Source organism: Pseudomonas purpurea, from assembly GCF_039908635.1.
GTDB classification, from domain to species: Bacteria; Pseudomonadota; Gammaproteobacteria; order Pseudomonadales; family Pseudomonadaceae; genus Aquipseudomonas; species Aquipseudomonas purpurea.
In genome coordinates this window covers 3124734-3138768 of sequence record NZ_CP150918.1, presented here as the reverse complement: position 1 = coordinate 3138768, position 14035 = coordinate 3124734, and the positions used below count along the sequence as shown (strand labels likewise).

At 62.1% G+C, this 14035-nt stretch carries 15 protein-coding genes; 11 read left to right on the top strand and 4 right to left on the bottom strand.

The features are described 5' to 3' along the window. The first annotated feature begins 109 nt into the window (after positions 1–109). The 10 genes from AABM54_RS14080 (at position 110) to AABM54_RS14035 (ending at position 10240) form a co-directional block, all read left to right on the top strand. Positions 110–1645, top strand: coding sequence for a ShlB/FhaC/HecB family hemolysin secretion/activation protein (locus AABM54_RS14080; RefSeq protein ID WP_347906200.1), 1536 nt, complete (start codon positions 110–112; stop codon positions 1643–1645). Positions 1646–1663: 18 nt separating this feature from the next. Then, positions 1664–3478 (top strand): DUF2341 domain-containing protein, encoded by a 1815-nt coding sequence (locus AABM54_RS14075; protein ID WP_347900586.1) that lies wholly within the window; start codon positions 1664–1666, stop codon positions 3476–3478. Positions 3479–3489: 11 nt separating this feature from the next. Beyond that, positions 3490–3915, top strand: a complete 426-nt coding sequence (locus AABM54_RS14070; protein WP_282317374.1) for a biopolymer transporter ExbD — start codon at positions 3490–3492, stop codon at positions 3913–3915. 2 nt (positions 3916–3917) lie between these two features. Further along, entirely contained in the window at positions 3918–4622 is a 705-nt protein-coding gene (locus AABM54_RS14065) for an energy transducer TonB (RefSeq protein ID WP_347900584.1), read from the top strand. A gap of 41 nt (positions 4623–4663) precedes the next feature. After that, positions 4664–6355 (top strand): putative porin, encoded by a 1692-nt coding sequence (locus tag AABM54_RS14060; RefSeq protein WP_347900583.1) that lies wholly within the window; start codon positions 4664–4666, stop codon positions 6353–6355. 53 nt (positions 6356–6408) lie between these two features. Beyond that, entirely contained in the window at positions 6409–7020 is a 612-nt protein-coding gene (locus AABM54_RS14055; RefSeq protein WP_347900582.1) for a DNA repair protein, read from the top strand. Between the two features lie 20 nt (positions 7021–7040). After that, positions 7041–7529 (top strand): YbjN domain-containing protein, encoded by a 489-nt coding sequence (locus AABM54_RS14050; RefSeq protein WP_347900580.1) that lies wholly within the window; start codon positions 7041–7043, stop codon positions 7527–7529. Then, positions 7526–8482 (top strand): peptidylprolyl isomerase, encoded by a 957-nt coding sequence (locus AABM54_RS14045; RefSeq protein WP_347900579.1) that lies wholly within the window; start codon positions 7526–7528, stop codon positions 8480–8482. Before AABM54_RS14050 ends, AABM54_RS14045 begins: the two co-directional genes overlap by 4 nt. Positions 8483–8674: 192 nt before the next feature. Continuing rightward, on the top strand, positions 8675–9673 hold the full coding sequence (locus AABM54_RS14040) for a LysR family transcriptional regulator (protein ID WP_347900578.1): 999 nt from the start codon (positions 8675–8677) through the stop codon (positions 9671–9673). 45 nt (positions 9674–9718) lie between these two features. Next, positions 9719–10240 (top strand): GNAT family N-acetyltransferase, encoded by a 522-nt coding sequence (locus tag AABM54_RS14035; protein ID WP_347900577.1) that lies wholly within the window; start codon positions 9719–9721, stop codon positions 10238–10240. A gap of 1 nt (position 10241) precedes the next feature. Here AABM54_RS14035 and AABM54_RS14030 read toward each other — a convergent pair whose 3' ends face one another. Continuing rightward, positions 10242–10934, bottom strand: coding sequence for an aspartate/glutamate racemase family protein (locus AABM54_RS14030; RefSeq protein WP_347900575.1), 693 nt, complete (start codon positions 10932–10934; stop codon positions 10242–10244). Positions 10935–11121: 187 nt separating this feature from the next. Between AABM54_RS14030 and AABM54_RS14025 the strand changes: the two genes are divergently transcribed. Beyond that, the gene (locus AABM54_RS14025; protein WP_347900573.1) at positions 11122–11616 is read left to right on the top strand and encodes a hypothetical protein; all 495 of its coding nucleotides are present in this window, start codon (positions 11122–11124) and stop codon (positions 11614–11616) included. Between the two features lie 70 nt (positions 11617–11686). On the opposite strand, the gene AABM54_RS14020 is transcribed toward AABM54_RS14025, so the two are convergent. From AABM54_RS14020 to ccoN, 3 genes are all read right to left on the bottom strand, one after another. Next, complete coding sequence (locus AABM54_RS14020) at positions 11687–12100, bottom strand: hypothetical protein (RefSeq protein ID WP_347900571.1); 414 nt, start codon at positions 12098–12100, stop codon at positions 11687–11689. A gap of 156 nt (positions 12101–12256) precedes the next feature. After that, positions 12257–12478 carry a cbb3-type cytochrome c oxidase subunit 3 gene (locus AABM54_RS14015; RefSeq protein ID WP_347900569.1) on the bottom strand — a complete coding sequence of 74 codons (222 nt, stop codon included), beginning with the start codon at positions 12476–12478 and terminating at the stop codon, positions 12257–12259. 57 nt (positions 12479–12535) lie between these two features. Next, the gene (gene ccoN / locus AABM54_RS14010; RefSeq protein ID WP_347900567.1) at positions 12536–13963 is read right to left on the bottom strand and encodes a cytochrome-c oxidase, cbb3-type subunit I; all 1428 of its coding nucleotides are present in this window, start codon (positions 13961–13963) and stop codon (positions 12536–12538) included. Positions 13964–14035 lie beyond the last annotated feature (72 nt).

Genomic DNA, 14035 nt, shown 5'->3' with positions numbered 1-14035 from the left:
GTATGCAGTCTTTTCGAATTCAGGGGGTGGTGTGGAGCATTTTTTCAAACCCGGGCGAGCGCGCAGAACCGCACGCTGGCTGCCGGCGTGCGGCTGGCTGGTGTCGGCGATGCTGGTGCAGCCGGTGATGGCCGAGGAGGTTGCGCCGCCGGCGAAGTTAGTGGATGTGAACGAGTACTTCGTGCGCGGCAACACCGTGCTCGATGCGCGGGCGATCGAGGAAGCGGTGTACCCGTTTCTCGGCCCGCAAAAAGCCTTGAGCGATATCGAAGGCGCCCGCGAGGCGTTGCAGAAGGTCTATCAGGCGCGCGGCTATCAGTCGGTGTTCGTCGAGTTGCCGGAGCAGAAGGTCGAGGACGGCATCGTCTACCTGCACGTCAGTGAAACCAAGGTCGGCCGGGTCCGGGTGGTCGGCGCCAAACACTACTCGCCGCTGGACATCCGCGAAGAGGTGCCGGCGCTCAAGGAAGGCGAAGTGCCGGACTTCAGCAAGGTCCAGGGCGAACTCGCCAGCCTCAACAAGACCCCGGGGCGTCAGGTCATGCCGTTGGTGCGCGAAGGTCAGCGGCCGGGAACCATGGACGTCGATTTGCAGGTGGAAGACCAGAACCCCTGGCAGGCCAGCATCGGCCTGAACAACGACTACAGCGCCGACACCGAGAAACTGCGGGCCGTGACCACGCTCGGCTATAACAACCTCTGGCAGTTGGGCCACAGTATTTCGTTGACCTACTTCACCGCGCCGCAGGACACCGACAACGCCAAAGTCTGGTCCGGCTCCTACAGCGCACCGTTGAGCGAGCGCTGGACCGTGCAACTGGCCGGTTACCAGTCCGACAGCAACGTCGCGACCATCGGTGGCAGCAACGTCCTGGGCAAGGGCCATTCCTACGGGGTCTCGGCGATCTACAGCCTGCCGGCGACCGGTAACTGGGCGAACTCGTTTTCGGCCGGCGTGGACTTCAAGGACTTCAAGGAACAACTGACCCTGGGCGGCGAACGCGACACGGTGCCGCTCAAATACGCGCCATTCACCTTCGCCTACAACGGCTTTCGCTACACCGAAAGCTCCCAGTTGGGGCTGGGCCTGAGCCTGGTGGCGGGCACCCGCAGCCTGTTTGGCTATGGCAGCTCCGACGAAGACTTCGACTACAAGCGCTACCGCGCCAACCCCAGTTTTGCCGTGCTCAAGGGCGACCTGAATTACACCTTCACCTTCGCCAGCGATTGGCAAACCGCTTCCAAAACCGCCTTCCAACTCGCCTCCGGGCCATTGGTTTCCAACGAACAGTTCTCCGCCGGTGGTGCAACGTCGGTGCGCGGTTACCTGGCAGCCGAACGCACGGGGGATGACGGCTTGCTGATCTCCCAGGAACTGCGCACGCCTTCCCTGGCCAAGTACCTGGGCACTTACGTCAACGAGTGGCGCTTCTACGCCTTTGCCGAAGGTGCGCGGTTGTCCCTGCGCGACGAGCTTCCTGATCAGGAAGCCGACTACAGCCTGGCGAGTGTCGGCCTGGGCACCCGCGCAAGCTTGAGCAAATGGCTGTCCGGCAGCCTGGATTGGGGCTATCCGCTGCTGGATGGGCCGAACACCTCGAAGCAGGAATCGCGCCTGCATTTCAACCTGCAAGCGACGTTTTGAACCTACGGAGTATTTGTCATGCAACGCCTATTCATTGCTGTGTTGATCTGCCTGGGCTTCGTGCTCCCGGCCACCGCCCAGGCCTGGTGGCAGGACGACTGGCATTACCGCAAACAGATCTCGGTCGACACCACGCCTCAGGGCGCGGCCATCAACGAGGCCCTGGGTCGCACCGCGTTGCTGGTGCGCCTGCACACCGGCAACTTCACCTTTGACGGGGTCAAGGAGGACGGGGCGGACCTGCGTTTTGTCGCGGCGGACGATAAAACCGTGCTCAATCACCAGATCGAAAGTTTCGACCCGCTGATGGGCATGGCGCTGATCTGGGTCGATGTGCCGAAGGTCGAGGGCGGCCAGCGCCAGGACATCTGGATGTACTACGGCAACCAGAAGGCCCCGGCCACCGGCAACGGTCAGCTGACGTTCGATCCCAATTACACCGTGCTCTATCACTTCGATGGCGCCAACGGCACGCCGGCCCGTGACACCACGGCCTACGGCAACACCGCTCAAAGCGCCACCGGCGCGAGCATCGACGGGGTGATCGGGCATGCCTTGCAGTTCAGCGGTCAGCCGCTGTTGTTGCCGGCCAGTCCTTCGTTGCAACACAACGCTGGCAGCGCCTTTACTTTCAGCGCCTGGTTGCGACTCGATCAGGCCACTGGCGAGCAGATGTTACTGGCGCGCCGGGAAGGGACCGGCAGCCTGTTGATCGGCCTCAAGCAGGGGCTGCCGTTCGTGGAAATCGACGGCCAGCGCGTGGTGTCGACCCAGCCGCTCAACCCTGGCCAATGGCAACATCTGGCCTTGACCGCCGAAGGCAGCAACGTGGTGTTGTTCGTCAACGGTCGTGAAGCGGCCAGCCTCGCGGTGGCGATTCCGGCGTTTAATTCGGTCATGGCCATCGGCGCCGACCTGCCGGTCACCGAAGGCACCCTCAGCAGTTATCAGCCGTTCCATGGCGCGATGGACGAACTGCGGTTGTCCAAGGTCGCACGTCCAGCCGCGTTACTGCTGGCCGATGCCACATCCCAGGGCGCCGAGTCGAAACTGGTGGCTTACGGTGTCGACGAAGAACAGTCAGGGTTCGGTTTCGGCAGCCTGGGCTTTCTGCTCAACGCGGTGCCCATCGACGCCTGGGTGATCATCGCGGTGCTGGTGCTGATGATGTTCCAGTCGTGGGTCATCATGATCCGCAAGAACCGCATGGTCAGCCGCCTCAGCGCTGCCAACGAAGTGTTCCGCGAACAGTTCGCCAAGGTCGGTACGCGTCTTGAGATGTTTGCCGACGACCAGGAACTGGCCCAGCGCCTGACACATTCGTCGCTGTGGCGCCTGTACCTGGTGGCGGTCAAGGAAATCCGCACCCGCCGCGAGCAGGGCGCTGACACGTCGTCGGTGTCGGCGGCGACCATCGAAGCCATTCGCTGCTCCATGGACGGCGTGCGCACCCGCGAAAACCAGCAACTGAGTTCGAAACTCTCGACCCTGTCCAACGCCATTGCCGGCGGCCCGTACATTGGCCTGCTCGGCACGGTCCTGGGAATCATGGTGGTGTTCCTCGGCACCGCGATGGCGGGCGACGTGAACATCAATGCCATCGCACCGGGCATGGCCGCCGCGTTGCTGGCCACCGCCATGGGCCTGTTCGTCGCGATCCCCGCGCTGTTTGGCTACAACCGGCTGATCACCCGCAACAAGGAAGTCAGCGCGGACATGCGGGTGTTTGTCGACGAGTTCATCACCCGGTTGGCGGAAATGCACGGCGAAAGCCAGTTCAGTGAGGCCGCGCACCAGCGTGGCAATCACCTCAATTCAACCGTGCCGGCCTGAGGGGAACGACCATGGCTTCAGTGAACGCTTCCCACGACGATGACGATGACGCGGCGGTCGACAGCATCAACATCACACCGCTGGTGGACGTGCTGATGGTGGTGCTGGTGATGTTCATCCTCACCGCCACCGCCCAGGTGTCCGGGATTCAGATCAACCTGCCCAAGGCCAGCGCCTCGGTGTCGCTGTCCGAAGCCAAGACCAAGGCGATCTCGGTCAATGATGGCGGGCAGGTGTTTCTCGATGCCTACCCGGTGACCCTGGCGGAGCTTGAAGACCGCTTGCGTATCGAAAAGGCCCAGAGCCCGGATTTCCCGGTGATCGTGCGCGGTGATGCGACGGTGCAGTACCAGAAGGTGATCGAGGTGCTGGACTTGCTGCGGCGCCTGGAACTGTCCCAGGTCGGTCTCGTCACCGGCAAACCGAGCCAGGGCTGACCATGACCGCACACCAGCCGATCAACCCGTTACCCGTGAAGAAGTCACCGATGCGCTTCGTGAAGTGGGGCGCCGGGCTGCTGCTCGGTGCCGGTGCGGCCTGGCTGCTCTGGCAGTGGGCCCACGACATGAGCGGCGTGCGCCGCGAAGCGCCGAAGGTGCCGACGATTATTCCGTTGCCACCGCCGCCACCTCCGCCGCCCGAGAAACCCAAGGAGCCGGAGCCGAAAGTCGAAGAGAAGGTGGTCGAGCCCGAGCCAACGCCCGAACCCGAGGAGGTCAAGCCTGAAGAAGAGGCACCGCCGAGCCCGGTCGACGACCTGGCCAACCCGATGCAGATGGACGGCGACGCCCAGTCCGGCAACGACGCCTTCAACATCGGCGCCGGCAAGGGCGGCGGCATGGCTGGCGCCGGAGGCGGGCGCCTGGGTAACGGCACCTACAGCCAGTTTCTGGCGTTCACCTTCCAGCGCTTGCTGCGGGAGAACCCGGACCTGCGCAACCTGGCGTTTTCGCTGCAGACCGATGTCTGGCTGAGCAGCGTCGGCGAGATCACCCGGGTCGAGCTGGTGAAGTCCAGCGGCAACCCCGAGGTCGACGCCCAGGTACTCGCAGCATTGCGCGCCGCACCGCATTTACAGGAACGGCCCCCGGCCTCCATGACTTTACCCGTGCGCCTGTCCCTGCAAGGGCGGCGTCCGGGTTAACCGACATATTTTGCAGTTTTGCCAAAAGGAGTTGTGTGCAGATGATTTCCAACGTGAATCGATTGTCCCTGGCGGTCGGCATGGTCATCGCGACCCTGGTCGGGCACGCGGCGGCAGCGCCTGCGCCCTCGGAAAACGCCACGATCAATCTGATCCGCTTGCTGGTGCAGCAAGGCGTGCTCAAGCAGGACCAGGCCGAAGGCCTGATCGCCCAGGCAGAAAAGGAAGCGGTACAGGCGCGTCAGACCGCCACCGCGGTGGCCGCGGGCCCGGCCGCCGCGCCGGGGGATGTGCGCGTGCAGTACGTGCCGAATATTGTTCGCGAGCAGATTCGTGACCAGGTCAAGGCTGAGGTCATGGCCACCGCCAAACAGGAAAACTGGGCGCAGCCCAACACCTTCCCGGACTGGGTGTCACGCATCAGTTTCGATGGCGATATCCGCCTGCGTGACGAGTCGCGTTATTACTCGGGCAGCAACAGCAACCAGATCGTCGACTTCGCCAAGCTCAACGACAAAGGCCCTTACGACGTCAACCCGAACAGCAGTTCCAGCCTGCCGCCGTTGCTCAATACCCGTGAAGACCGGGAAAACCTGTTCCGCCTGCGCGCTCGCCTGGGCATGAAAGCGGTGATTGCGCCGCAGTGGTCAGCGGGCATCCGCATTGGCACCGGCTCCGACAACAACCCGGTGTCGACCACCCAAACCCTGGGCGGAGGCTTTGGCAAGAAAGACATCTGGCTCGACCAGGGTTACCTGACCTGGAAGCCGTCCGAGGAGTTGACCCTGACCGGTGGCCGGATCGCCAACCCGTTCTATTCCACCGACATGCTCTATTCCAACGACCTGAATTTCGACGGTGTGGCCGCGACCTTCAATCACGCACTCAGCCAGAACTGGGGCGTGTTCGGCACCGTCGGTGCGTTCCCGGTGGAATACACCAACGACACGTCCACCAGCAACGGCACCGACAAGGAAGACAGCGACAACAAGTGGCTGTACGGCGCGCAGATCGGCGCCAATTGGGCGCTCAACAGCCACAACCGCCTCAAGGGTGCGCTGGCCTATTACCGTTTCGACGACATCGAAGGCCAGCGCTCCAGCCCTTGCGAACCCTGGGCTGGTGCGCCGGGCTGCGACACCGACGGCACCCGCGTGGCATTCATGCAGAAGGGCAACAGCGTGTTCCTGCTGCGCGACATCACGCCGAACCCGCTCAACCCGAAAACCACGCCGCAGCCGCAGTTCGTCGGCCTGGCCTCGGAGTTCAACCTGCTGGACCTGAACCTGGTCTGGGATACCGACCTGCCGGAAGATTTCAAATTGCGCAGCCAGGGCAACTACATCCACAACCTGGGCTACGACGAAGGCGACATGCGCAAGCGCTCCGAAGGCCAGATCGTCAACAACCTCGACAGCGACGGCAACATCAAGAGTGGCGCCAATGCCTGGATGGTCCAGTTCACCCTGGGCAACAGCCTGGAGTTGAAGAAGCAGGGCGACTGGAACTTCTTCGCCGGCTACAAGTACATCCAGCCGGATGCCTTGCCGGACGGCTTCAACGACTCTTCGTTCCACCTCGGCGGGACCAACGCCAAGGGTTACTTCATGGGCGGCAACTATGGGCTGGCCAAGAACGTCTTCGCCACCGGCCGCTGGCTGAGTTCCGAAGCGGTGTATGGCGCGCCGTTCGACATCGATGTCTTGCAGCTTGAAATCAACACGCGCTTCTAAGGCGCCGGGAGAACCGTCATGAACATGCGAGCCCAGGGCCCCGCTGGACGTACATGTTGTTGGCCGTCGGTGTGTGTTTCGCCAGTGGCGTGTCGGCCGAAGGCATGGAAGAACGCCTGCGCACGCAACTGCGCAGCACCACCGCGCAATTGCAATCGCTGCAAAGCGAACAGGCCCAGGCCAGCGCTGCGCGGATCGCCGCCGAGAACCAGGCCAAGGCGTCTCAAGCGCAGATCAAGCAATTGACGGCGGAACTGGCCAAGACCAAGGCCCTGTCGGAACAGTTGACCGGTCAGCAGGACAGCCTGCAAAGCCGTGCCCAGGCGCAGGCAGCCGCCAGCAGCGAGCAGATCGGCAAGTTCAAACAGGCTTACGACGAGCTATTGGTCATGGCCCGTGGCAAAGAGGCAGAACGGTCTAAGCTTCAGGCGCAATTGGCCGAACGTGACACACAAGTGCAGCAATGTTCGGTCAAGAATCAGCAGATGTATGGCGTGGCCAAGGAGATTCTCCAGGCTTACGAAAAAATCGATGTGAGCGAAGTCATGAAGATTCGCCAACCGTTCGCCGGCAGTGCCCGGGTCAGGTTCGAGGAACTGGCCCAAGGCTTTGGCGACGATTTGTACAAGACTCAGTTCGATGCCCCTCAGGCAGCGGCTCATTGATGACCAAGGAAGAATCAACCATGACTCAAGCGCAACTGATCGTCAGCGTTAGCCCGCAATCCCTGACCGACGTCCTGCAAGGTGCCGGTTATCGGGTCAACCAGACCGAACAGAACGGTATCGTGCAACTGCTCAGCGCCAGCCAGGGCATCGGTTACGCCGTGCGTTTCGGTAACCCGGCGGCGGATCAGGGCAGTTTTGTCGACTTCACCTTCAGTTGCGCCCTGCGGGTGCAAGGTGAGTTGCCGGCCGGGCTGGCCGAATTGTGGAACGCCTCGCGCCGGTTTGCCCGGTTGTCGGTGCAGGGCGAGTTCCTGGTGATGGAAATGGACGTGATACTAGCCGCCGGTGTCAGCGTCGATCACCTGCGCAGCAACCTGGAACTGTGGGACCGCCTGCTTCAGGAATTCATCGTTTACCTGCGTGACTACAGCCAGCACGCCGCGCAGTTGCAGGCCCAGGCTGAAAAAACCGAACCCGTGCCTCAGGAAGAGGTGCAGAGCCTGTGAGAAAACGCACCCTCGTGGCCAGCGCCGGTGCGCTGGCCTTGCTGGTGATCGCGGTCGGCCTGGGCATGCGCCCGGGCGCTGACCCGGTGGCCGCACAAACGCCTGCGCCGACACTGCCCAAGGTCGGCGCGGAGGGCGAGGCGGTGGCGCGCCTGGGCAATCAGATCGTTGCACCCGATGAGCTCAAGGCGTTGTTCGCCGCGTTGCCGGTCGAGTCCCGCGAGCAGTTGCGTGGCGATCGCCCGGCACTGGAAAGCTGGATCCGCACGCGCCTGGCGCAAAAAGCCGTGCTGGAACAGGCCGATGCCCAAGGTTGGGCGCAGCGCCCGGACGTTGCGCTGCAAACCCGTGCGGCCACCGAACAGATCGTGTTCCGTGACTACTTGCAGTCGGTCAGCCAGGTTCCGGCCGGCTACCCGAGCGAAGCCGAGTTGCAGCAGGCTTATGACACCGGGAAGTCGGCCTGGATGACCCCGGCGCTGTACCGCGTCAGCCAGATTTTTCTCGCCACGCCGGACCCGCAAAACCTCGACGCGGTGCGCAAGCAAGCGCTGGACCTGAGCAAAAAGGCCCAAGGCATGTCGTCCGCCGAGTTCACGGCGCTGGTTGCTGAGTACTCACAGGATCCGGGCAGCGCACAACGCGGTGGGGACACCGGGTTGCAACCCTTGCAGCAACTGGTGCCGGAAGTGCGGGTGGCCGTGGCGCGGCTGAAGGTCGGCGCGGTGGCCGATCCGGTGCAGAGCACGGCGGGGTTCCATGTGATCAAGCTCACCGAGCACCAACCGGCGCGCGTGGCCACGCTGGACGAATTGCGGGATCGCCTGACCCAGGCCTTGCGTGCCCAGCGTCAGGAACAGATCGCCAAGGCATACCTGGAAGGCATGCTCAACACCGCGACCTTGAGTATCGACGGGGCGCAGTTGAATAAAGTGCTGGAGGAGAAACTTTAGTTCTACGGGGATTCAAACAACGCCATCGCGAGCAGGTCTTGCTCGCACGCGGGGTGCGCGATGGCTGCACGGTTTCTGCAGGAGCCGTGTGGCGATCCGGTTTGCCCGTGATCGGTTGCCCGGCAACCGTCTGAATCATCAGCTTCAAACGCAATGGACGCTCACCCCAACAAGATCGACAGGGAGTCATCGATGTCATTCATAGAACCCACAGGACGCCTGGGTGTTACCGACTATCGCGTCACGAACGCCAATCCCGATGCCTGGCTGGCATTGGTCGACGACATCGACCCGGACGTTGCCCAGTATTTTCTGGTCAGCGCCCGATGCGGTTGCTTCATGCAGGCGGCGCGCAGCCTCAATATCAAATCCACGCTGCTGCGCAAGCAACTGGCCCACCTCGAGGGGCTGTTGCGTCGCTCGCTGTTCAGCTATCAGGGCAGCGCCTTGACCCTGAGCCGTGAAGGGCAGCAGTTGCAGGCGCAACTGGTGGCGCTGGCTCATGAACGCAAGCTGCCGGTGATCGAGCAACCGCTGATTCGCCTGGCGGTGGCCGAGTCGATCCTGCATGACATCCTTGGCCGTGACCTGATTTCCCTGCTGCGCCGCAACGCCAGCGTCCGGCTGGAGATCATTTCCCTGGACAGCGAGTTGTCCCTGCAAGCGATCAGCGCCGATGTGGTGCTGTGGCTGGCCAGCGTTGACTCACCGTTGCCAGGGCCGAGTTTTGCGATTACCGAACCGTGGCCACTCGCGCGTCTGGATTACCTGCCGCACATTGCCAAGCGCTATTCGCGGGTCGCGGCCAGGCCGGACAGCACCGATGACCTGGCCGATTACATGCTGGTGCAGTGGCAGCCTGACCGGCAGATCGGCAGTTTTCGCCCGTGGAATACCTTGGTCGACCAGCGTCTGGCGGGGGTTGCCCAGGTCGATTCCTACGAGTTGATGTTGGAGATGATCCGTTGCAGCGCCTGCATTGGTCTGCTGCCGGGTTACATCAGCCGTTTTGATCGGGGCCTGACCGCATTGCCGGGGCTGTTCATGGAACCCATGCAGCGTCAGGTGTGGATGGCCGTCAACGTGCAGTCGCAACATGAGGCGCAGGTGCAATTGATCGTCGACTTGATCCAGAACACCTTCAGCGAGCGTCGCGAGTGGTTTGAAGAGGCTGGTGCCAAGGCGGGATAAGCCCCTACACTCGGCGGCCACTCTTTGATTCATGGATGAGCCGTCATGTCTGATATCGCCCCCGTCATCACCCTCGAGCGTTTCAACGAACACCATATCGAGGGCATCACCGCGCTGTACAACGACCCTGCGGTCGCACGCCAGGTGCTGCAAACGCCGTTTCAGTCCACCGAGGTCTGGCGCAAGCGCCTGGCATCGGACAACGAACGCGTGGTGCAACTGGTGGCGCTGCATCAAGGGCAGGTGATTGGCAACATCGGTCTGGAGCAGTCCTCGCGGGTGCGTCGCAGCCATTGCGGCAATATCGGTATGGGCGTGGCGGTCGCCTGGCAGGGCCAGGGCGTGGGGACGAAGCTGCTGGCGGCGGTGCTGGACATCGCAGACAACTGGATGAACCTGCAACGGGTCGAACTGTCGGTGTACGCCGATAACGAAGCGGCAATTGCCCTGTACCGCAAGTTCGGTTTCGAAGATGAAGGCCTGTTCCGCGATTACGCCGTGCGCGACGGTGTTCTGGTGAATGCCTTGAGCATGGCGCGCCTGCGTCGCACGCTCAAGGCCTCCTGAGTCAGTCGCCGAGGGCGAACGCCACGGCTGCCCGGGCATGCAACTCGGTGGTGTCGAGCAACGGCAACTCACTGTGCCCGGGCTTGATCAGCAGGCTGATTTCCGTGCAGCCGAGGATGATTGCCTGAGCGCCACGCGCCGCCAGTGACTCAATCACCTGCTGGTAAACCCTGCGTGACGCTTCGCTGATGACCCCGACGCACAATTCCTCATAGATGATGCGGTGCACGGCCTGGCGCTCGGCCTGGTCGGGCACCAGCACCTGCAAGCCGTGGGCGGCGAGGCGGTTCTTGAGGAAGTCCTGTTCCATGGTGAAGGCAGTTCCCAATAGGCCCACGGTCAGTGCGCCAGCCTCGACGGCGGCGTGACCGGCCGGGTCGGCAATGTGCAGGAAGGGCACGGACACCGCTGCCTGAATCTGTTCGGCCACCAGGTGCATGGTGTTGGTACACAGCACCACGCACTCGGCGCCGCCTGCTTCAAGACGCCGGGCCGCGTCCACCAGAATCACCGCGGCATCGTCCCAGCGTCCGGCATGCTGAGCCTGTTCGACGGGCCCGAAGTCGACGCTGTACATTAATAACGTCGCCGAACGCAGCGGCCCGAGCCGGTCGCGTACCTGTTGATTGATGAGGCGGTAATATTCGGCGCTGGACTCCCAGCTCATACCGCCGATAAGGCCGATGGTGCGCATGCGATGCTCCTGTTATTGATAAACACTGTGCAAGCGAGTGTCCCGTGATCCGTTGGTCCGATCTATCAGAAAATTTCACATGCCGGTTGCGTTGAGCCAATTCCGAGCCCGGTATTAGTCGTACGCGGGCGGCAGGCATCTGCCATGCTGAGTGTCCGTAACACCGGTTTATCCAAGGAACAGCGCAATGGACAACGTACAGCAACTGGCTGAGATGCTTCGCCACTATGCAGACAGTGAAGCGCACAAGAAGCAGGTTTTCGAAACACAATCGTCGGTGTGGGCTATCCGAATTTTTGAACTGTTCGGGCAGATCGAGCAGTGGCTGGCGCTGGTCAAGGCGCCGGGTTTGCTGGAAGTCAGTCGCGAGGCCTACGTGGCGTTCGGGTCGAGCGTGCCGGTCGAGACTTCGACCTTCAGGACCGAGAAGCTGAGCATCCTGATCACCGGAAAACCGGTGGAGTTCGTCCCGGAGGTGATGGGCGCCAATGGCCAGATATCCCTGGCGGTAATGGGCCTGACGGCCGCCCGTTATGGCAGCATCTCACTGGTGTGCCTGCCACCGGCCATCGACTGGCAATGGCGCAAGACCAACGGCCTGAAAGACCCCGACACCTTTGCCTTCGACGCCAACTTCCTTGCCGAACAGTTGCAGAGCCTGATTCCGCGCGAGCGAGGCTGAGGAGCTGTGCCGGGAACGGCACCGGATGCATTCCCGCGTGAGTGCGTGGGAATGCTGGCGGCAGTGTTCTTCAACTTCTCGCCGGAGCGCGGACGTTGAGCTTGTAGGTTCTTTGCGCGGATTGACCGATGCATTGAGTGCCATAACTGCTGGTGTACACCGAGACGTTGTAAACGCCCGGTATTGTTGGCGTGCCCTGGATTTGCGCCTGATTCGTCTGCTCCAGATACACCAGCTCCAGGCCCTGGGGCAGCGGCATCGCGGGGTCTACATAAAACCCGCTGACCGGCGAGCGGGTATCGGGCACTTCCAGGCGCACGTAGTAGGGCTGGCCTGCATTCGCAACAGGCAGGTTGCCGGGTTGAATCTCGATATCAGGGCGGCCTGCACACGTCGCGATCATGATCAGTTCACATCCGCTGAGCATCAACGTCAAACACACAATCGAAAGACCCCTGATCATCCCTGCCGGTTTTGCGCTCATGGGTGCACGTCCTTGTGAATAAGGCGGCGGATTCTAGATGAATCGTCGGGGCGAGGAGGCTTTTGTGGAGAGAGACGGGGCGGTTCAGGCGTTTTAGCAGGGCTCAGAAAGTAAAAATCGCAGCCCCGGTTGCTGGCTGCGATCTTTTGTCGGGGCTTAGATTTCCACATTCCCCCAGCCTGGCTTGGCCTCTTCCGGTGCGACCGCGTTGATGGTCTTGCCGGTGGCCAGTTCTACGCGCCGGGCCACTTCAGGGTCATCGGCGAAGGGAATGAGGCTGGCATCGTCCAGATTCTCGGTCGACTGGTTTTTCAAGCAGTACTCCACCGATAAATACAGGCAGGCCACACCCAACAGATCCAACATGACTTCGAACATGACGAAGGTTCCCTGAGGTCAGAGACGCAAGCCCAAGGGCTTGCGTCGAGGGTGGCGTCACGCGATCTGTGCGTCGATCCCGGCCACTTTCAGGTCAGCGACACGTACCGTGCGCCAGGTGTTGTAGGCCATCAGCAACATGCCGGTGAGGAAGAACACCCCGCCGGTGAAGCGCACGATGAAGCCCGGATGGCTGGCTTGCAGTGCTTCGACAAACGAGTAGGTGAGGGTGCCGTCGTCGTTGATGGCGCGCCACATCAGGCCCTGGGTGATGCCGTTGACCCACATCGACGCGATGTACAACACGGTGCCAATGGTTGCCAGCCAGAAGTGCAGGTTGATCAGCGGCACGCTGTGCATCTGCTCGCGGCCGAAGACTTTCGGGATCATGTGGTACAGCGAACCGAAGGTGATCATCGCTACCCAGCCGAGTGCACCGGCATGTACGTGGCCGATGGTCCAGTCGGTGTAGTGGGAGAGGGCGTTGACAGTCTTGATCGCCATCATCGGGCCTTCGAAGGTCGACATGCCGTAGAATGCCAACGACAGCACCAGGAACCGCAGGATCGGGTCGGTGCGCAATTTATGCCAGGCGCCCGACAGGGTCATCATCCCGTTGATCATCCCGCCCCAGCTTGGCGCCAGCAGAATCAGCGACATGGCCATGCCCAGCGACTGCGCCCAGTCCGGCAGTGCGGTGTAGTGCAAGTGGTGCGGACCGGCCCAGATGTAGAGGGTGATCAGCGCCCAGAAGTGCACGATCGACAGGCGATAGGAGTACACCGGCCGGTTAACCTGTTTCGGCACGAAGTAGTACATCATCCCGAGGAAACCGGTGGTCAGGAAGAAACCGACCGCGTTGTGCCCGTACCACCACTGAACCATGGCGTCGGTGGCACCGGAGTAAACCGGGTAAGACTTGAACCAGTCCACCGGGATCGACAGGTGGTTGACCACGTGCAGCATGGCGATCACCACGATGAACGCGCCGAAGAACCAGTTGCCGACGTAGATGTGCTTGGTCTTGCGCTGCACCACGGTGGTGAAGAACACAATGGCGTAGGCAACCCAGACGATTGCCATGCCCACCGCGCCGGAGAATTCGATCTCGGCGTATTCCTTGGTGGTGGTGTAGCCCAGCGGCAGGGTGATCAGCATGCTCACGACCACTGCTTGCCAGCCCCAGAAGGTGAACGCGGCCAGTTTGTCGGAGTACAACCGCACCTGGCAGGTGCGCTGCACCGCGTAGTAACTGGCGGCAAATTGTGCGCTACCGGCGAAGCCGAAAATCACCAGGCTGGTGTGCAGCGGACGCAAGCGGCCGAAGGTGGTCCATGGCAAGTCCAGGTTGGCCTCCGGCCACACCAGTTGCGAGGCGATCCACACGCCCATCGCCATCCCGATAACGCCCCATACCACTGTTGCCACGACGAATTGGCGGACGACCTTGTAGTTATAGGCCTGCCCGATTGTTGCTGTGCTCATGGTCAATGCTTCCACGGTTGCAAAGTCTTGCCAGGCCACCCGGTCTGGCATGCCATAGCACTGTAGGAAATC